We start from the raw sequence: 18,677 nt of genomic DNA on the forward strand, positions 1-18,677 counted from the left end.
CACGCGAGGTAGAGCCCTGGTCACGCGAGGTAGAGCCCTGGTCACGCGAGGCGGAGGCGCGGTCACGCGAGGCAGAGCCGTGGGCGCTCGCGCCCGCCGGGTCTGGACACGTGCTCTACTCTTCCCGCATGAGTGACAGCGCGGTCGACTCCTCCCCCAGCTCTCCCACGATCGAGGACCCCGAGGTCGTCGTCGTAGGGGCCGGGCTCTCCGGTCTCGTCGCGGCGACCGAGCTCACGGCGGCGGGCCGCCGGGTGGTCCTGCTCGACCAGGAGCCCGCGGCGAGCCTGGGCGGGCAGGCATGGTGGTCGTTCGGCGGGCTCTTCCTCGTCGGCTCGCCCGAGCAGCGGCGCATGGGCGTCACGGACTCCGCCGAGCTCGCGTTCGACGACTGGCTCGGGTCCGCGCAGTTCGCGCCCGGCGCGGACCGCGGCGAGGGCCCCGACCGGCACGGCTACGCGTGGGCGCAGGGGTTCGTGGACTTCGCCGCCGGCGAGTTGCGCGGCTGGCTGCACGACAAGGGCGTGCGGTGGTTCCCGCTCGTGCAGTGGGCGGAGCGTGGCGGGTACCCGGTGCGCTCGGGCGCCGACGGGTCCGCCGGGGGCGCGCACGGGAACTCCGTGCCCCGCTTCCACGTCACGTGGGGCACCGGCCCGGGCGTCCTCGAGCCGTTCGTCCGCGCCGCCCTGGACGCGCGCGCCGCGGGCCTGCTCGACGTGCGGTTCCGGCACCGGGTCACGTCGCTGGTCGTGACCGACGGCGCGGTGACGGGCGTGCGCGCGGAGGTGCTCGCACCGTCGGACGCCGAACGCGGGGCGCCGTCGTCGCGCGCCGTCGTCGGGGAGGTGGAGATCGCGGCGAGCGCCGTCGTCGTGACCTCCGGCGGCATCGGCGCGAACCACGAGCTCGTGCGCTCGCGCTGGCCGCAGACGGCGGGCCGGCTCCCCGCCCGCATGCTGTCCGGCGTCCCCGACTCGACCGACGGGCTCATGATCGGTGTCGCCGCCGACGCGGGTGCGGCACTCGTGCACGAGGACCGCATGTGGCACTACCCGGAGGGGATCGCGAACCACTCGCCGGTGTGGACGGACCACGGCATCCGGATCCTGCCCGGGCCGAGCTCGCTCTGGCTCGACGCCGACGGCAACCGGCTGCCCGCGCCGCTGTTCCCCGGCTTCGACGCCCTCGGCGCCCTCCAGCACGTCACCGAGCGTGGCGACGACCACTCCTGGTTCGTGCTCAACAAGGCGATCATGGAGTCGGAGTTCGCGCTGTCCGGCTCGGAGCAGAACCCCGACCTCACCGGCAAGGACGTGCGGCTCCTCGCCCAGCGCGTGCTGCCCGGCGCCGTCGGGCCGGTCGCGCGCTTCGCCGAGCAGTCGCCGGAGTTCGTGTGGGCGGACACCCCCGAGGAGCTCGCCACGCGCATGAACGCGCTCGTCGAGGCGACGCCGGGCTCGCGCGGGCACGTCGACCCCGCGGCGCTGGCCCGCGTCGTCCGGCTGCGCGACGAGCAGGTCCGCACCGGGCTGGGCAAGGACCCGCAGGTCGTCGCGACGGCGATGGCCCGCCGCTACCGCGTCGACCGGCTCATCCGCGTGTCGCCGCCGCGGCCGCTGACGACCCCGAAGGACGGGCCGCTGCTCGCCGTCCGCCTCTCCGTGCTGACGCGCAAGACGCTCGGGGGGCTGTGGACGGATGGCTCCGCGCGGGTCCTGCGCGCGGACGGGTCCGTGCTGCCCGGGCTCTGGGCCGCCGGCGAGGCGGCAGGGTTCGGCGGGGGCGGCGTGCACGGCCACCGCGCGCTCGAGGGGACGTTCCTCGGCGGGTGCCTCTACTCCGGCCGTGTCGCCGGCCGCGCGGTCGCCGTCGACCTCGGCTGACCCGGGTAGGGTCGGCGACCATGACCGTGCCCGACGACGCGTCCCCGGCCCCCGCGCCGGGCGCCCCCGCGGCGGTCGACCAGCTCGACGTCCCCGCCTGCGAACGCCTGTTCCGCCGCAACGGTCTCCCGCTGCTCGTCGAGGGGCACTCGCTCGACCGCGACGTGTTCGGGCGGTCCGCCCCGTTCCTGCTCGTCGTGCTGCTCGCCGAGCTCTCCGGCGCGGTGCGGTCGGGCTGGCCCGCGTGGGCGAACGCGCTCGCGCTCCTCGGCGCCGCGGCGATCGTCGCGGCCGCGTACGCGGGGCTCAACGTGGTGCGCGGTCGGCCGTGGTCCACGCTCCCGCAGTCCGTCGGCGTCCCCGAGCTCGCGTTCTTCGTGCTCGTGCCGGCCCTCCTGCCGGTCGTGTTCGGTGGGCAGTGGGGCGACGCCCTGCTCACCGTCGTCGGCAACCTCGTGCTGCTCGGGGTCGTGCGCGTCGTCGTCGGGTACGGCGTGCTGTCGTCGTTGTGGTGGGGGCTCGCGCGCGTCACCGACGAGCTCGGTGCCGCCCTGCTGCGCCTCGTGCGTCTGCTGCCGCTGCTGCTCGTGTTCTCCCTCGTGCTCTTCTACAACGCCGAGGTGTGGCAGGTGTTCGACCGGACGCACGGCGTCGCCGACCTCGTGCTCGGCGCGTTCTTCGCGCTGCTCGTCGTGCTGTTCGTCGGTCTGCGGTCGCCGGCCGAGGCCCGGGAGGCGCTCGCGGAGACCGCCGCGCGGCACCCCGGGCACGAGGACGCAGCACGCTTCAGCCGTGGCCAGACGGCGAACCTCGCGACGATGATCGCGACGAGCCAGCTCCTCCAGGTCCTCGTCGTGAGCCTCGGCATGGGCGTGTTCTTCATGGCGCTCGGCACGCTCACGGTGACCCCCGAGGTCATGGCGCTGTGGGACGTCGACGGCGGCACCTGGCAGCGGACGCTCTCGCTCGTCGGCGGGGGCGGCGTCGGCGGCGCGGACCTCGTCGTGACCCAGACGCTGCTGCGCGTCTCCGTCGCGATCGCGACGTTCACCGGGCTCTACTACGCGATCTCCGTGCAGGTCGACGCCGTGTACCGCGAGGAGTTCGTCGACGGCATCGAGACCCAGCTCGCCGACGTCGTGCGCGCCCGCTCGCGCTACCTCGACCTCCTCGCCACGCCCCCGCCCGCGAGATAGAACCGAGGTCGGCCGAGGTAGAGGCCAGGTAGGCCGAAGTAGAGGCCAGGTTCATGACCGCGCCTCTACCTCGACCGACCGGGGCTCTGCCTCGACCGACCAGGGCTCTGCCTCGGCGCGGAGGGCCGCGAGCTGTCGGCGCGGCGACGGAGCGCGAGGCGGCGTGACTCCGCGAGACGACAGCCGACCGCCACCGGGTCGCCCAGGTCGTCCCAGGTGAAGCGCACGACCGTCCAGCCCGCTGCCACGAGCGCCGCCTCGCGGGCGTCCTGCGCGCGCCGGACCTCTGCCGGGTCCCCGAACGCCCCGCCGGAGTACTTCACCGCCCCGTCGAACTCGATCACCAGACGGGCGTCGAGCCAGGCCAGGTCGACGACGTACGTCCCGCGCGACGTCGCGACCGGTACCTGTGGCCGGGGTGCGGGCAGACCGCCGAGCACGGCCGCGAGCCGCACGAGCGTCTCGCCCGGCGACTCCGACCTCGAGTCCGCGAGCTCGAGAGCACGGCGTGCCCGCACGATGCCGCGCTTGCCGCGCGACTCCTCGACGATCGACTCCACCACGTCCCGATCCGCACCCAGGCGCAACGCGGAGTCGACCACGACGAGGCTGCGCTCGAGCGGCAGCGACCGTGCACAGTCGACGAGGGTGCGCTCGAGGCTGGTGACAGGGACGCCGTCGAGGACCGCGCGGTCACGGACCGGTAGATCGGTCCAGTGCCGGCGCACAGCCACGTCGCGCTCTCGCGTCACGTTCGGCTGGCCGAGCTGGGTCAGGTGCGCGAACGGCGGGAGCCGCCACGTCCAGCACCCCCAGAGCAGAGCTGCGGTGTCGTGGCTCACCCAGAACGGTGTCCTGAGCCGGCTGACCAGCCCACGCACCTCGCCGAGCAGCCACTCCTCGCGCTCCGACGGCGCGGAGTGCGCCGAGGGGAGGTAGACACCGCGCCGCACCCGCACGAGCTCACCAGCGCGTGCTCGCGCCGCCAGCTCCGCGCGGCGTCGACGCACGTAGGGCACAGCAGACGGAACCTTCCGAGGCCCGTTGGTGTCCGCCGTGTAGCGACCGGCGGGGCGGGTCGGGACTCGATCGGCCCCGAGGCTGCGCTGTGCTCTCGGGTCGTGGCTGGTCGGGATGCTGCCCGTCGTCTCGTCCATCGGCCCAGCGTGCCGGTCAGCGCGCCCTCACGGGGCGCGCGCGGCAGATCTGTGGACGACGAGGTCGGCGCCCCTGTACGACGGTCCGCCCCGTCGACCACCACCCACGCTCGGACGCGCCGAGAGGGCCCGGCCGACGACGGCCGGGCCCTCTCACGCACCGTATGACGCATCCGCATCACGTGACCACGCCTCTACCTCGCGTGACCGCACCTCTACCTCGCGCGACCGCACTTCTACCTCGCGCGACCGCACTTCTACCTCGTGGGGCCAAGGCTCTACCTCGGCGGAGTGGGTCAGGCGTTGGTGACGAGGCCCAGCTCGGCGACGCTCGGGAGGCCGTCGTGCGTCGGGACGACGCGGACGGTGTAGCCGAACGGTCCGGACGCGTCGAGCACGACGTCGCCCGCGAACGCGTAGCGGCCGGCCTCGTACGTCTCGGCGAGCGCGAGCGGCTCGGCCGTGAACTCCTCGATGACGTCGGCCTCGCTGACGCGACCGTGCACGACCTGCACCTGGACGTCCTCGGGGCGGAGGTCGCCGAGCGACACGTACGCGCGGACCGTGAGGCGGTCCCCGACCTGAGGCACCTCGCCGATGCCGGCCGAGTCGACGTGGTCCACGCGCACGCGCGACCAGCCGTCGCGCACGGCGTGCTTCCACTGCGCGAGCTCCCGGGCGGGTGCGAGCCCGTCGGCGGCCAGCGCGCGCCCGGCCGCGGCGGCCGGGGCGTACAGGCGCGTGACGTACTCGCCGACCATGCGCGTCGCCTGGACCTTGGGGCCGAGCGTCGCGAGCGTGTGCCGCACCATCTCGAGCCACCGGCCGGGCACGCCGTCGGCGTCGCGGTCGTAGAAGCGGGGCGCGACCTGCTGCTCGACGAGGTCGTAGAGCGCGGCGGCCTCGAGGTCGTCGCGACGGTCCGCGTCCTCCACGCCGTCGGCGGTCGGGATGGCCCAGCCGTTCTCGCCGTCGTACCACTCGTCCCACCACCCGTCGAGGATCGACAGGTTGAGGCCGCCGTTGAGCGCCGACTTCATGCCCGACGTCCCGGACGCCTCCAGCGGGCGCAGCGGGTTGTTGAGCCAGACGTCGCAGCCCGGGTAGAGCGACTGCGCCATGGCGATGTCGTAGTTCGGCAGGAAGACGATGCGGTGCCGCACCTCGGGGTCGTCCGTGAAGCGGACGAGCTGCTGGATGAGCCGCTTGCCCTGGTCGTCCGCAGGGTGCGACTTGCCCGCCACGACGAGCTGGACCGGGCGCTCGGGGTGCAGCAGCAGCGCCTTGAGGCGATCCGGGTCGCGCAGCATGAGCGTGAGCCGCTTGTACGTGGGCACGCGGCGCGCGAACCCGATGGTGAGGACGTCGGGCGAGAGCACGTCGTCCACCCAGCCCAGCTCCGCCGGGGTCGCGCCGCGCTCGCGCCAGGACTTGCGCACGCGGCGACGCGCCTCGTCGACGAGCCGGCCGCGCATCTCGCGCCGGATCGCCCAGAGCTCGCCGTCGCCGACGGCGCCGTCCCCGTCGCCGCGCAGCCAGCGCGACGACGCGTGCTCGGCCGTGAGCTCGTCGAGCCCGAGCCGCTCGGCCTCGAGGGCCGCGAGCGCCGGGTCGACCCACGTGGGCGAGTGGACGCCGTTCGTCACCGAGGTGATGGGGACCTCGCGGGCGTCGAAGCCCGGCCACAATCCCTCGAACATCCCGCGCGACACCTCGCCGTGCAGGAGCGAGACGCCGTTCGCCCGCCCGCCGAGGCGCAGGCCCATGACGGCCATGTTGAACACGGTCGGGTCGCCGCCGTCGTAGTCCTCGGCACCGAGGGCGAGGACGCGCTCGACGGGCAGGCCGTCGACCGCCATGTCGCCGCCGAAGTACTGCGCGACGAGGTCGCGGCCGAACCGGTCGATGCCGGCGGGAACGGGCGTGTGCGTCGTGAAGACCGTCGCGGCGCGCACGGCCTCGAGCGCCGCGTCGAACGACAGGCCCTGCTCGACGAACTCGCGGATGCGCTCGACGCCGAGGAACCCCGCGTGGCCCTCGTTGGTGTGGTAGACCTCGGGCTCCGGCGCGCCGGTGAGGCGCGACCACAGGCGCAGCGCGCGCACGCCGCCCACGCCGAGCAGGAGCTCCTGCTGGAGGCGGTGCTCGCCGCCGCCGCCGTAGAGGCGGTCGGTCACCTTGCGCGCGGCCTCGTCGTTGCCGGGCACGTTCGAGTCGAGCAGGAGCAGCGGCACGCGGCCGACGGCCGCGACCCACACGTGCGCGTGGAGCGTCCGCCCCCCGGGCAGGGCGAGCGAGACGCGCGCGGGCGTGCCGTCGTCGTCGCGCAGGAGGGTGAGCGGCAGGCCGTCCGGGTCGAGGAGCGGGTACGTCTCGACCTGCCAGCCGTCGCGCGTGAGCGACTGCTTGAAGTAGCCGGCGCCGTAGAGGAGCCCGACGCCGACGATCGGCACGCCGAGGTCGCTCGCGCTCTTGAGGTGGTCGCCGGCGAGGATGCCGAGGCCGCCGGAGTACTGGGGCAGCACGGACGTGATGCCGAACTCGGGCGAGAAGTACGCGATCGCGGCCGGGAGAGCGCCACCCTCCTCCGCCGACGCCTCCGCGGCACGCTCCTGGTACCACAGCGCGTCGTCGAGGTAGTGGCGCAGGTCGGCCGCCGCGGCACGCACGCGCTCGACGAACGCGCCGTCGGCGGCGAGCTCGGCGAGTCGCTCGGGCCCGAGCGCACCGAGCAGCGCGACGGGGTCGCCGTGGACCGCCGCCCACGTCTCGGGGTCGATACCGGCGAACAGGTCGCGCGTGGGCGCGTGCCAGGACCAGCGCAGGTTGTGCGCGAGCTCGTCCAGGTCGCGCAGCTCGGCGGGCAGCAGGGTGCGGACGGTGAACCGTCGGATGGCTCTCACGGGGACGAGACTACGCAGCCTGGCGCCGGTGCACACCCCCGCGCCGCAGCCTGTGTGTAACGCTTGCATGAAATTTCACCCGGGTACGTGCGAGACCCGCCCGCGACGCGCCGACCCCTCCCCCACGTGCCTGGCCCCCGTGCCCCTCGATACGTTGTGCGTGTGACGTCGACCCCTCCGGCCCTCGCGCCGCACCGCCCCCGCGCCACCGGTGCCCCTCGTCCCCGAGGCGGCGCCCCCGCCCCCGCCCCCGCCGCGCCCGTCGGACGCATCCCCGTGCTCGAGGTGTCGCCCGTCGTCGAGGGCGGCCGGTGGCCCGCCAAGGCCGTCGTCGGCGAGATGGTGCCGATCGAGGCGACCGTCTTCCGGGAGGGCCACGACGCCGTCGCCGCGACCGCCGTCCTCGTCGCGCCCGACGGCACCGAGCGCACGGCGCCCATGGTCGACGTCGCCCCCGGGCTCGACCGGTTCCGCGCCACGCTCCACCCGGACGCGGTCGGCGACTGGTCGCTGCGCGTCGAGGCGTGGAGCGACCCCTACGGCACGTGGGCGCACGACGCGACGGTCAAGGTCGCGGCGGGCGTCGACGTCGAGCTCATGCTCGCCGAGGGCGTGCGGCTCTTCGAGCGTGTCCTCGCCGACGCCGTCCCCCTCCCCGGGCGCGACGGCACTCCCGGCCGCCGGGCCCCCGCAGACGACCGCACGCTCGCCGACGCGCTCGCCGCGCTCGCCGACGCGAGCCGCCCCGCCGAGGCGCGGCTCGTCGCGGCGACGTCGCCCGAGGTGCGCGACGTCCTGGAGCGTGCCCCCCTGCGCGACCACGTCACGGCGTCGGCCACCTATCCGCTGCGCGTCGAGCGCCCGCTCGCGCTCGCGGGCGCGTGGTACGAGATGTTCCCGCGCTCCGAGGGCGCCCGACGGCTCAAGGACGGGCGCTGGCGCTCGGGCACGTTCACCGCCGCCGCCCGCCGTCTGCCCGCGATCGCGGAGATGGGCTTCGACGTCGTCTACCTGACGCCCGTCCACCCCATCGGGACGACGCACCGCAAGGGCCGCAACAACTCCCTCACCGCGCTCCCCGGCGACCCGGGCAGCCCGTACGCCATCGGGTCGAAGGACGGCGGCCACGACGCGATCCACCCCGAGCTCGGCAGCGAGCGCACGTTCCGCGCGTTCGTCAAGGAGGCCCGGCGGCACGGGCTGGAGGTCGCGATCGACCTCGCGCTCCAGTGCTCGCCCGACCACCCCTGGGTCACCGAGCACCCCGAGTGGTTCACGACGCGCGCCGACGGCTCCATCGCGTACGCCGAGAACCCGCCGAAGAAGTACCAGGACATCTACCCGCTCAACTTCGACAACGACCCGGAGGGCATCTACGCCGAGGTGCTGCGCGTCGTGCGCGTGTGGATCGACCGCGGCGTCACCGCGTTCCGCGTCGACAACCCGCACACCAAGCCGCTCGACTTCTGGGAGTGGCTGCTCGCCGAGGTGCGCGCGACGAACCCCGAGGTCGTGTTCCTCTCCGAGGCGTTCACCAAGCCCGCGATGATGCACACGCTCGCGCGCATCGGGTTCCACCAGTCGTACACGTACTTCACCTGGCGCAACACGCGCGACGAGCTCGCGGAGTACCTCACCGAGGTCTCGGGCGAGGCCGGCGCCTACATGCGCCCGAGCTTCTGGCCCACGACCCACGACATCCTCCCGCCGTACCTCCAGCACGGCGGCGTGGCAGGCTTCGCGGTGCGCGCGGTGCTCGCCGCCCTCGGCTCGCCCACGTGGGGGATCTACTCCGGCTACGAGCTCGTCGAGAACGTGCCGCGCCCGGGCGTCGAGGAGCAGATCGACAACGAGAAGTACGAGTACAAGCCGCGCGACTGGGCGCTCGCCGACGAGATCGGGATCTCGACGCTGCTCACGCGGCTCAACGAGATCCGCCGCGACCACCCCGCGCTGCGCCAGCTCCGCAACCTCACGGTGCACCCGACGACGAACGACCAGGTGCTCGCGTTCTCGCGCCACCTGCCGGCCGAGCACTCGCCGACCGGCGAGGCGGACACGGTCGTCGTCGTGGTGAACCTCGACCCCCGCTCCCCGCAGGAGTCGAACGTGCACCTGGACCTCGCGGCCCTCGGCCTCCCCCCGCTCGCGGACGGCCAGGACCCCTGGGCGCCGTCGTTCGTCGCGCACGACGAGCTGACCGGCGAGAGCTACGGCTGGGGCCAGGACGTGTACGTGCGCCTCGAACCGCTGCGCCAGGTCGCGCACGTCATCCACGTGAGGGCGTCGTGACGCTCCCCCGGGACGCGGCCCCGGTCCCCGTCCGGGGACCCGCCGCCGGTCCCGCGCCCGTGTCCCCGACCACCGCACCCGTGCCCGTCGCCGCTCTCCCGCCGCGCCGCCAGCCTGCGCCGCCCGTCGAGACGCGCCCGGGGCTGTCGGACGACCCGGACTGGTACCGCACAGCCGTGTTCTACGAGGTGATCGTCCGCGCGTTCTCCGACTCCGACGGCAGCGGGACGGGCGACCTGCGCGGGCTCATCGACCGCCTCGACTACCTCCAGTGGCTGGGCATCGACGCGCTGTGGCTGCCGCCGTTCTACCCGTCGCCGCTGCGCGACGGCGGCTACGACGTGTCCGACTACACGGCGATCGCGCCGCAGTACGGCTCGACGTCGGACTTCGCGGAGCTCGTGAGCGAGGCGCACGCGCGCGGGATGCGCGTCGTCATCGACCTCGTCATGAACCACACGAGCGACCAGCACCCGTGGTTCCAGGCGTCGCGCGCCGACCCGGAGGGCCCGTACGGCGACTTCTACGTGTGGAGCGACGACGACACGCGCTACCAGGACGCGCGCATCATCTTCGTCGACACGGAGACGTCCAACTGGACGTTCGACCCGGTGCGGCGCCAGTTCTTCTGGCACCGGTTCTTCTCCCACCAGCCCGACCTCAACTTCGAGAACCCGCGCGTCGCCGACGCGATGCTCGACGTCGCGCGGTTCTGGCTGCAGGTAGGGGTCGACGGTTTCCGCCTCGACGCGGTGCCGTACCTCTACGAGGCCGAGGGCACCAACTGCGAGAACCTGCCGCAGACGCACGAGTTCCTGCGCCGCGTGCGGCGCATGGTGGACACCGAGTTCCCGGGCCGCATCCTCCTCGCCGAGGCGAACCAGTGGCCGCGCGACGTCGTGGACTACTTCGGCACCGAGGAGGAGCCGGAGTGCCACATGTGCTTCCACTTCCCCGTCATGCCGCGCATCTTCTACGCGATCCGCGACCAGCGGGCGAACCAGGTCCTCGAGATCCTCGCCGACACGCCCGACATCCCCGCGGGCGCGCAGTGGAGCACGTTCCTGCGCAACCACGACGAGCTGACGCTCGAGATGGTCTCGACGGAGGAGCGCGCGTCGATGTACGGGTGGTACGCGCCCGACCCGCGCATGCGCGCCAACGTCGGCATCCGCCGTCGGCTGGCGCCCCTGCTCGACAACTCGCGCAAGGAGGTCGAGCTCGCGCACGCGCTGCTGCTCTCGCTCCCGGGCAGCCCGTGCCTGTACTACGGCGACGAGATCGGGATGGGCGACAACATCTGGCTGCCCGACCGCGACGCCGTGCGCACGCCCATGCAGTGGACGCCGGACCGCAACGCCGGGTTCTCCACCGCGGACCCGGGCAAGGTGTACCTGCCGCTCGTGCAGTCGCTCGTCCACCACTACGGCTACGTGAACGTGGAGGCGCAGCTCGAGCAGTCGACGTCCCTGCTGCACTGGGTGCACGGCATGCTCAAGGTCCGGCGCCGCCACAAGGCGTTCGGCACGGGAGACTTCGTGGCGCTCGAGTGCGACAACGAGTCGATCCTCGCGTTCCTGCGGCGCACGCCCACGGAGACCGTCCTGTGCGTGGCGAACCTCTCCGCGACCGCCCGGTCCGCGGCGGTGCACCTGCCGGGGCACGCGGGCGCGACGCTCACCGACGTGTTCGGCGGCGCGCGCTTCCCGGCGGTCGGGGACGACGGGCGCGTCGTCATGACGTGGGGCTCGCGCGACTTCTACTGGCTCGTCGTCGGGAGTCCCGAGGGCACGACCGCCTGACGGACGGCGAGATCGGGCGCCTCGTGGTCGGATGGTGCCTGCCCGACACGACCTGCCGACGACCAGCCCCAGGAGGCCTGCATGACGCTCCGACGGACGGACCTTCCCTCCTCGGAGCTCATGACGCTCCTCGACGCGTGGCTGCCGGAGCGCCGGTGGTACCCCGTCAAGGGCGTCGAGGTGCAGCACGTGCCGTGGCTGTCGTTCGCGCTCGACGTCCCGGCGGCGCCGGACCCGGCGCGGGCCCCGCGCGTCGTCCTCCACCTGCTGCGGCTGCTCGGGGACGGCGTCGACCTCGTCGTGCAGGTGCCGCTCGTCCTCGAGCCGGTCGACGCGGCGGCGGGTACCACGGGCGCCGCGGACCCGGCGGGCACCCCCGCCACGCCCGCCGGGCCGGGGCGCGCCCCCGCCGCCCCGCTCGGGACGGTGCACGACGCCGGGAGCGGCGCGACCGCCGGCACGTCCTGGCTCGTGCACGACGGCGCCGCGCACCCGGCGTGCTGGGCGGCGCTCCTGGCCGTGGCCGAGTGGGGCACGACCCCGGCCACCGGAGCAGCGAGCGCCGACCCCGTCGACCTCGCGGGCGGGCGCGCTCTGAGCGTCGAGCAGTCGAACAGCTCGGTGCTGCTCCCCGGGGTCGCCGGCGGGACGATGCTCAAGGTCCTGCGGGCCATCGCGATCGGGCCCAACCCTGACCTGACCATCCCGCGCGCGCTCGCCGCGCAGGGGTGGGCGGGCGTCCCGCGACCGCTCGCATGGCTCGAGGTGGGCTGGGACGCGCAGGACGACCCGGCCCGCCCGGGCCACGTGCCGGACCCGACGGCGCCGCGCTCGGCGCACCTCGCGATCCTCAGCGAGTTCGTCGACGGCGCGCGCGACGGCTTCGACCTCGCGTGCGCGTACGCCGGGCAGGGGTCGTCGTTCGCCGACCTCGCCGCCGACCTCGGACGGGTCCTCGCCGACCTGCACGCCGCGCTCCGGCGCGCGTTCGACGTGGGCTCCCCCGTGGACGCGCGGTGGCTCGTCGCCGACCTGCGGCGCCGCTCGGACGAGGCCGTCGCGTCGTCGGGCGCGCTCGGCCGGCGCGCGGCCGAGATCGCCGCGTTCTGGGACCGCACGGCGGCACGGCTCGCGTCCGTCACGCGCGTCCCCGACGCCCTCCCGCGGCTCCAGACCGTCCACGGCGACCTCCACCTCGGGCAGGTGCTGCACGCCCGCCGGTTCGGCTGGAAGGTGCTCGACTTCGAGGGCGAGCCGCTGCGGCCGGTCGCGGAGCGCACCCGCCCCGACCTCGCGCTGCGCGACGTCGCCGGGATCGTGCGCTCGTTCGACTACGCGGCCGCCGTCGGGCGCGCGCCCGACGCCGCGTGGGCCGTGCAGGCGCGCGCCGCGTTCCTCGACGCGTACGAGCGCGCGGACACCGCGGGCGTCGACCACGCGACGTCGGAGGCGCTCGTCCGGGCGCTCACGCTCGACAAGGCGCTCTACGAGGTCGTCTACGAGTCGCGCAACCGCCCCGACTGGGAGCCCATCCCTCTCGCCGCCGTGGACCGGCTCCTCGCGGGCAACGCCTGACGTGCGCGGTCGCCCGGGCGCACGCACCGGACCGTCCGGCGAGCCCGTCCTGTGGGGGCGCGCGGGACGTGGAAAGGTTGCCCCATGACCGGGCCCGCCGCTTCCGCCACCCCGCCCCCCGTCGTCGTGCCGCCGGACGCCCTCGCCGCGGCCGCGGGCGGGCGCACGTTCGACCCGCACGCCGTGCTCGGCCCGCACCTCGCGGACGACGCCAGGGACGCGCGGGCCGTCGTCCGCGTCCTGCGCCCGCTCGCGGACGAGGTCGTCGTCGTCACCGCCGACGGCGAGCACCCGGCAGCGCACGAGCAGGACGGGGTGTGGGCCGCCGTCGTGCCGGTGCACCAGGACGCCGACGGCACGCGGCACGCTCCCGACTACCGCGTCCGCACGCGATACGGGCACGAGGCCACGACCGTCGACGACCCCTACCGGTTCCTGCCCACGCTCGGCGACGTCGACCTGCACCTGATCCGCGAGGGTCGGCACGAGGAGCTGTGGCGCGCGCTCGGGGCGAACGTCCGCACCTACCCGAGCGACCTCGGCGACACGACCGGCACGGCGTTCGCCGTCTGGGCGCCGAACGCGCGCGCGGTCCGCGTCATCGGTGACTTCAACGGCTGGGGCCCCACGCACCCCATGCGCTCCCTCGGCTCGACCGGGGTGTGGGAGCTCTTCGTGCCCGGCGTCGTCGCGGGCGCGCGCTACAAGTACGAGATCCTCGGGCCCGACGGCTCGTGGCGCCAGAAGGCCGACCCGCTCGCCAAGGCGGCCGAGGTGCCCCCGGCGACGGCGAGCATCGTGGTCGAGTCCCGGTACGAGTGGTCGGACGACGCGTGGCTCGCCGAGCGCGCCGCGCACGACCCCCACACGCGGCCGCTCAGCATCTACGAGGTGCACCTCGGCTCGTGGCGCCAGGGGCTGTCCTACCGCGACCTCGCGGAGCAGCTCACGGCGTACGTCGTCGAGCAGGGGTTCACCCACGTCGAGCTCCTGCCCGTCGCCGAGCACCCGTTCGGCGGGTCGTGGGGCTACCAGGTCACGGGCTACTACGCCCCGACGTCACGCTTCGGCCACCCCGACGACTTCCGCTACCTCGTCGACCGCCTGCACGCCGCCGGGATCGGCGTCGTCGTCGACTGGGTGCCCGCGCACTTCCCGCGCGACGAGTGGGCCCTCGCCCGCTTCGACGGCACCCCCTGCTACGAGCACGCCGACCCGCTGCGCGGCGAGCAGCCCGACTGGGGCACGTACGTCTTCGACTTCGGCCGCAACGAGGTCCGCAACTTCCTCGTCGCCAACGCGACCTACTGGCTCGAGGAGTTCCACGTCGACGCGCTGCGCGTCGACGCCGTCGCGTCCATGCTCTACCTCGACTACTCGCGCGGTCCCGGCCAGTGGCACCCCAACGTGCACGGCGGGCGCGAGAACCTCGAGGCCATCGCGTTCCTCCAGGAGGCCAACGCCACCGCGTACCGGCGCACGCCCGGGGTCATGATGATCGCCGAGGAGTCGACCGCGTGGCCGGGCGTCACCCGGCCCACCTCCGCGGGCGGCCTGGGGTTCGGGCTCAAGTGGAACATGGGCTGGATGAACGACTCCCTGCGCTACGTCGCCGAGGAGCCGATCAACCGCCGGTACCACCACCACGAGATCACGTTCTCCATGGTCTACGCGTACTCCGAGCAGTTCGTGCTCCCCATCAGCCACGACGAGGTCGTGCACGGCAAGGGCTCGCTGTACGGGAAGATGCCCGGCGACGACTGGCAGAAGCGCGCCGGCGTCCGCGCGTTCCTCGCCTACCAGTGGTCGCACCCCGGCAAGCAGCTCCTCTTCATGGGCAGCGAGATCGGCCAGCACTCCGAGTGGAACGAGGGCCGGTCGCTCGACTGGGACGGCCTCGCGGCCGACCCGGGCCGGCAGGGCGTGCAGCGCGCCGTGCGCGACCTCAACGCGCTCTACCGCGCGACCCCGGCCCTGTGGGAGCTCGACCACGACCCCGCGGGGTTCGAGTGGCTCGACGCCGACGACGCCGACCACAACGTCCTCGCCTACGTGCGCCGCGGGCGCGACGGCAGCGAGGTCGCGGTCGTCGTGAACTTCGCCGGGACGCCGCACGAGGGCTACCGCGTCGCGCTGCCGTCGGGCGGCGCGTGGCGGGAGGTCCTCAACACCGACGCGGAGGTCTACGGCGGCTCCGGCGTCGGCAACCTCGGCGAGGTCGAGGCGGAGCCCGTGCCGTGGAAGGGACGCGCGTTCTCCGCGGCCCTGCGCGTCCCTCCGCTGGGCGCGCTGTACCTCGTCCCGTCGTCGAGGTAGAGGCCTGGTTCGCCGAGGTCGAGGTCTGGTTCGCCGAGGTCGAGGTCTGGTCGCCCTGGGTGGCGGGTGGGGCGGTGGCGCCGGGTCTACCATCCGCCGCTCGTTCCTCGCGGTTCCCGCCAGGCCCGCCACGACCCGGCGCCACCGCCCCACCCACCCGGCTTCGTCTCACCCTTGGCGCTGCCTCCTCGGCACCATGCCAGCCGGTCACCTCGCGGTGACCGCCCGCACGACGGCGGCCGGTCACCGTGAGGTGACCGGCCGCCGTCGTGCGTGGCTCGGGTGCGTCAGTAGAGGCTGATCGCGAGGCGCTGGCGGGCCTTGCCGACGCGGGGGTCGGTGGGGCCCACGACCTCGAAGTAGTCGAGGAGCCGCACGCGGAGCTTCTCCTTGCCGTCGTCGTCGGCGCCGGGCAGGAGGTCGAGCAGGCGGCCGAGCGCGTCGTCGACGTGGCCGCCGAGGATGTCGAGGTCGGCGATGGCGAGCTGGGCGTCGACGTCCTGCGGTGCGGCGGCGGCTGCGGCACGGACCGTCGCGAGGTCCGCGTCGCGCGTGCGCTGGAGGAGGCGGACCTGCGCGAGCCCCGCGACGGCGAGCGCGTCGCGCGGGTCCTGCTTGATCGCCTTCTCGTAGGCCGCGACCGCGGCGTCGAGGTCGTCGCGCTCGATCGCGTCGTACGCCTCCTGGTGCAGCGGCGGGAGCTCGGGCTCGGGCTCCGCGACGGGCTCCGCGGGGCGCTCGGGCTCGCCGTCGGCGCCCTGTGCAGGCGCGCGGCCCGTCACGCCGTTCGCCTCGGCCGCCTGGAGCACCTGGTCGAGCACGGCGCGCACCTGCTCGACGGGCGCCGCGCCCTGGAACAGCGGCACCGGCTGGCCCTGGAGGATCGCGACGACGGTCGGCACGCCCTGGACCTGGAACGCGGCCGTGATCTGCGGGTACGCCTGGGCATCGACCCGGGCCAGGAGGAAGCGGCCGGCGTACTCGTCGGCCAGCGCGCCGAGGTCGGTGCCGAGCTGCGCGTTCGCCTGGTCCGTCGGGATCCACAGGAGCACGACGACCGGGTACTGCGCCGAGTCCTGGACGAGCTGACCGAACGTCTCGTCCGTGACGTCGACGACGTACCCGCCCGCGGCGGGCGCGCCGCCCTCCTCGCCGGGCGGGGGTGACTGCGGCCTGGTCAGCGCGGACAGGTCGACCGCGCCGCGCACGTCGAACGTGGGCTGGGTGGGTTCGCTCATGGACGCAATCCTACGGAGCGTCAGGAGTTCGCGACCGACGTCGCGACGTGCTCGTTGCCCACCACGCGGATCTTCTCCTCGGATCCCGCCGGCGGCACGTAGAGCGCGACGACGTCGACGTACCCGACCTTCAGCACGTTCGTCGGGGCCTTGTCCCCGTACAGCGCCTTGATCGACTCGGTGTCCGGGGGCACCTGCGCGCCCTCCTCGGCCGTCATCGACTCCTGCGAGGTCATGGCCCCGACCACGAGGGCGCCGCCGTCCGCGGTCCGGACCGCGCGCACGGGCTCGTCGGGGTTGGGCGTGAACGTCAGCGCGTAGGCGCCGGCGGCGGGCTCGAGCGCCGTCGTCCAGTCCTGCGCGCGCTTGGCGAGCAGCGTGCGGAACGAGTCCTCCTCGAAGGACCCCGCGAACCCGGATCCCCCGCCCAGGTTCAGCACGTCGGCGTACTGCGCGACGGCGTCCGTGGGCGTGACGAGCAGGCTCGAGTCGTCGGGCGCGACGTCCTCGCTCCCGATGCTCGGGTCCGCGAAGCTCGGCATGGTGACGCCGGGCAGGAGGCGGACCCACGCCCAGAGCTGGTAGTCGCCGCGCGCCGTGTCCTGCTCCAGGACGGACAGGCGGGGCGTCTGCAGGTTCTCGGGCTGCACGCTCACGGCGAACGACGTGCGCGGCCAGGTCTGCGTCGTCGGGATGACGACCTGCTGCGCCTCCGTCGGGAGCTCGGTCACGAGGTCGGCGTTGCCCCGCGCGGCGGCGACGGCGAGCTGGCTCGAACGGATCGCGAGGGCGGGGCCCGTGACACGGCCCTCGAGCTGCGCCGCGTCGTTGGTCTCGCTCGCGGCAGCGAGCGCCGCGGCGACCGCGTCGAGGACGGCGGTCTCCTGCGCCTCGGTGAGGACGGGCGGCGGCGGGTCCTGCGTGGGGTCGGGCTCGGGCGTCGGGAGGGGTGCGGAGCAGGCGGCGAGCAGGAGCGCGCCGACCAGTCCCCCGGCCACCCCGCCGAGGTGACGACGGGCGCGGCGGGCGCGGGCCGTGTCGCGGGCGGTGCTGGTCATCGGGTGCTGTCCTTCGTCTCGTCCGGGTCGCTCTCGGGTGCGGGCGCCGGGGCGCTCTCGCCGCTGCCGGGCGTGAAGCCCCACGCCCGGCGCCAGGCGTCGGCGCGCGTGGTCGCGCTGTCCTCCGTGGTCGGGTGCGCGCTCGCGTCGACGGCCGGCTGGGCCGCGGTCCGCGGGCGGCGCTCGCCGCGCGCGACGATCGGGATCTGGCCGGTGAGCCACGCGCGCCGCGGCTTCTGCCCGCGGGCCTGCTGCTGCGCGAGGCGGTCGGCCTCCTCGCGCTCGCGCAGCTCACGTCGCGTGAGCATGCGCACCTGGGCCGTGTCGGTCGGCACCTCGCCGTCGGGCGTGCCGTCCTCGTCCGACGACGTGCCCTCCGTCGCGCCGGCCGCCGCGACCGCGGGGGTCGCGGAGGTCGTGGTGCCGCCGGAGGGACCACGGCGGCGTGGCCGCAGGCTCGCCGCCCCGATGCCGAGACCGAGGAGGATGAGGACGGCGCCGCCGATGACACCGGGCCACAGGAACGGCGTCTCGACCTGGCGCGGCCACGACAGCTCGACGGTCGGAGCGACGGCGCCCTCGCCCACGCCGGCGGCGAGGAGCTGCCAGCGGCCGGGCTGGTCGGACCAGCGCAGGCTCGCCGAGCCGGCGCCCGTCGCCTCTTCCAGCCACATGTCGGAGCCGGCGGGGTCGACGCCGACGACGGGGGCCTCCGCGGCCGCGTCGCCCTCGGCCGGCGTCTCGCCCTCGGCGGGCGTCTCACCCTCGGCCGGGCTCTCGGCGTCGGCCGGCGTCTCGGCGTCGGCCGGGCTCTCGCCGTCCGCGGGCGCCTCGCCCTCCGCGGGCTCGTCCTCCGCGGCCGGTGCCTCGACGGCGCGCGTCGCGAGCGCGTCCCAGTCGGACAGGCCGGTGACCAGGCCGTGCGGGTCCTCGCCGACCCACCCGGTCACGTCGGCCTCGCGGCCGATCGCGAGGGTGACCTGCTGCTCCCCGGGTGCTGTCGCGCGGATCGTCACGTCCTCGGCGACGAGGTCCAGGACCCCGGGCGCGGTGACGAGCACCGTGCCGTCGCCGGTGTACGCCGTGGTCGCCACGACCGTGTCGCTGTCCCGCCAGACGGTGGCGGACGCGACACCGAGGCCGACGGCGACCAGTCCTCCTACGAGCAGGAGGGCGGCGATGATTCGTTGCAGCACCGAGGTTCCCTTCGTCGATCGACGTTCCAGGATAGGTGCGAAACCCCTCGTGGATCGACCG

11 protein-coding genes are annotated in these 18,677 nt (G+C 74.6%); 6 read left to right on the forward strand and 5 right to left on the reverse strand.

Annotated elements, in window-relative coordinates:
* Positions 1 to 128 precede the first annotated feature (128 nt).
* A complete protein-coding gene (locus ACZ4MO_RS09025; RefSeq protein ID WP_175009969.1) occupies positions 129 to 1,883 on the forward strand; it encodes an FAD-binding dehydrogenase in 1,755 nt (584 codons plus the stop codon).
* 20 nt (positions 1,884 to 1,903) lie between these two features.
* Positions 1,904 to 3,079 (forward strand): hypothetical protein, encoded by a 1,176-nt coding sequence (locus ACZ4MO_RS09030; protein WP_108051087.1) that lies wholly within the window; start codon positions 1,904 to 1,906, stop codon positions 3,077 to 3,079.
* A gap of 65 nt (positions 3,080 to 3,144) precedes the next feature.
* Here ACZ4MO_RS09030 and ACZ4MO_RS09035 read toward each other — a convergent pair whose 3' ends face one another.
* Positions 3,145 to 4,098 carry a type IV toxin-antitoxin system AbiEi family antitoxin gene (locus ACZ4MO_RS09035; RefSeq protein ID WP_186810504.1) on the reverse strand — a complete coding sequence of 318 codons (954 nt, stop codon included), beginning with the start codon at positions 4,096 to 4,098 and terminating at the stop codon, positions 3,145 to 3,147.
* 434 nt (positions 4,099 to 4,532) lie between these two features.
* Positions 4,533 to 7,139 (reverse strand): alpha-glucan family phosphorylase, encoded by a 2,607-nt coding sequence (glgP, locus tag ACZ4MO_RS09040; RefSeq protein ID WP_175009971.1) that lies wholly within the window; start codon positions 7,137 to 7,139, stop codon positions 4,533 to 4,535.
* A gap of 162 nt (positions 7,140 to 7,301) precedes the next feature.
* Between glgP and ACZ4MO_RS09045 the strand changes: the two genes are divergently transcribed.
* The 4 genes from ACZ4MO_RS09045 (at position 7,302) to glgB (ending at position 15,124) form a co-directional block, all read left to right on the forward strand.
* Positions 7,302 to 9,431 (forward strand): alpha-1,4-glucan--maltose-1-phosphate maltosyltransferase, encoded by a 2,130-nt coding sequence (locus tag ACZ4MO_RS09045; RefSeq protein ID WP_186810505.1) that lies wholly within the window; start codon positions 7,302 to 7,304, stop codon positions 9,429 to 9,431.
* A gap of 80 nt (positions 9,432 to 9,511) precedes the next feature.
* Positions 9,512 to 11,233, forward strand: a complete 1,722-nt coding sequence (gene treS, locus ACZ4MO_RS09050; RefSeq protein WP_255437382.1) for a maltose alpha-D-glucosyltransferase — start codon at positions 9,512 to 9,514, stop codon at positions 11,231 to 11,233.
* A gap of 81 nt (positions 11,234 to 11,314) precedes the next feature.
* The gene (locus tag ACZ4MO_RS09055; protein WP_175009974.1) at positions 11,315 to 12,808 is read left to right on the forward strand and encodes a maltokinase N-terminal cap-like domain-containing protein; all 1,494 of its coding nucleotides are present in this window, start codon (positions 11,315 to 11,317) and stop codon (positions 12,806 to 12,808) included.
* An 84-nt stretch (positions 12,809 to 12,892) separates the two neighbouring features.
* The gene (gene glgB / locus ACZ4MO_RS09060) at positions 12,893 to 15,124 is read left to right on the forward strand and encodes a 1,4-alpha-glucan branching protein GlgB (RefSeq protein ID WP_175009975.1); all 2,232 of its coding nucleotides are present in this window, start codon (positions 12,893 to 12,895) and stop codon (positions 15,122 to 15,124) included.
* Positions 15,125 to 15,411: 287 nt separating this feature from the next.
* Here glgB and ACZ4MO_RS09065 read toward each other — a convergent pair whose 3' ends face one another.
* Genes ACZ4MO_RS09065 through ACZ4MO_RS09075 form a run of 3 tightly spaced genes read right to left on the reverse strand, consistent with a single transcriptional unit; the run spans position 15,412 to position 18,616 of the window.
* Positions 15,412 to 16,362: a tetratricopeptide repeat protein gene (locus ACZ4MO_RS09065; RefSeq protein ID WP_175009192.1), complete on the reverse strand. Its 951-nt coding sequence runs from the start codon at positions 16,360 to 16,362 to the stop codon at positions 15,412 to 15,414.
* A gap of 20 nt (positions 16,363 to 16,382) precedes the next feature.
* The gene (locus ACZ4MO_RS09070; RefSeq protein ID WP_175009191.1) at positions 16,383 to 17,420 is read right to left on the reverse strand and encodes a DUF8094 domain-containing protein; all 1,038 of its coding nucleotides are present in this window, start codon (positions 17,418 to 17,420) and stop codon (positions 16,383 to 16,385) included.
* Positions 17,417 to 18,616 carry a hypothetical protein gene (locus ACZ4MO_RS09075; protein ID WP_175009190.1) on the reverse strand — a complete coding sequence of 400 codons (1,200 nt, stop codon included), beginning with the start codon at positions 18,614 to 18,616 and terminating at the stop codon, positions 17,417 to 17,419. The genes ACZ4MO_RS09070 and ACZ4MO_RS09075 overlap by 4 nt, the downstream gene beginning before the upstream one ends.
* Positions 18,617 to 18,677: the final 61 nt, after the last annotated feature.

It is taken from the genome of Sphaerisporangium cinnabarinum, from assembly GCF_055567015.1.

Excerpts from the sequence above, each read along its gene's own strand:
- ACZ4MO_RS09025 (WP_175009969.1), top strand. The coding sequence starts at position 129 with ATGAGTGACAGCGCGGTCGACTCCTCCCCCAGCTCTCCCACGATCGAG.
- ACZ4MO_RS09030 (WP_108051087.1), top strand. The coding sequence starts at position 1,904 with ATGACCGTGCCCGACGACGCGTCCCCGGCCCCCGCGCCGGGCGCCCCC.
- ACZ4MO_RS09055 (WP_175009974.1), top strand. The coding sequence starts at position 11,315 with ATGACGCTCCGACGGACGGACCTTCCCTCCTCGGAGCTCATGACGCTC.
- glgB (WP_175009975.1), top strand. The coding sequence starts at position 12,893 with ATGACCGGGCCCGCCGCTTCCGCCACCCCGCCCCCCGTCGTCGTGCCG.
- ACZ4MO_RS09065 (WP_175009192.1), bottom strand. The coding sequence starts at position 16,362 with ATGAGCGAACCCACCCAGCCCACGTTCGACGTGCGCGGCGCGGTCGAC.
- ACZ4MO_RS09070 (WP_175009191.1), bottom strand. The coding sequence starts at position 17,420 with ATGACCAGCACCGCCCGCGACACGGCCCGCGCCCGCCGCGCCCGTCGT.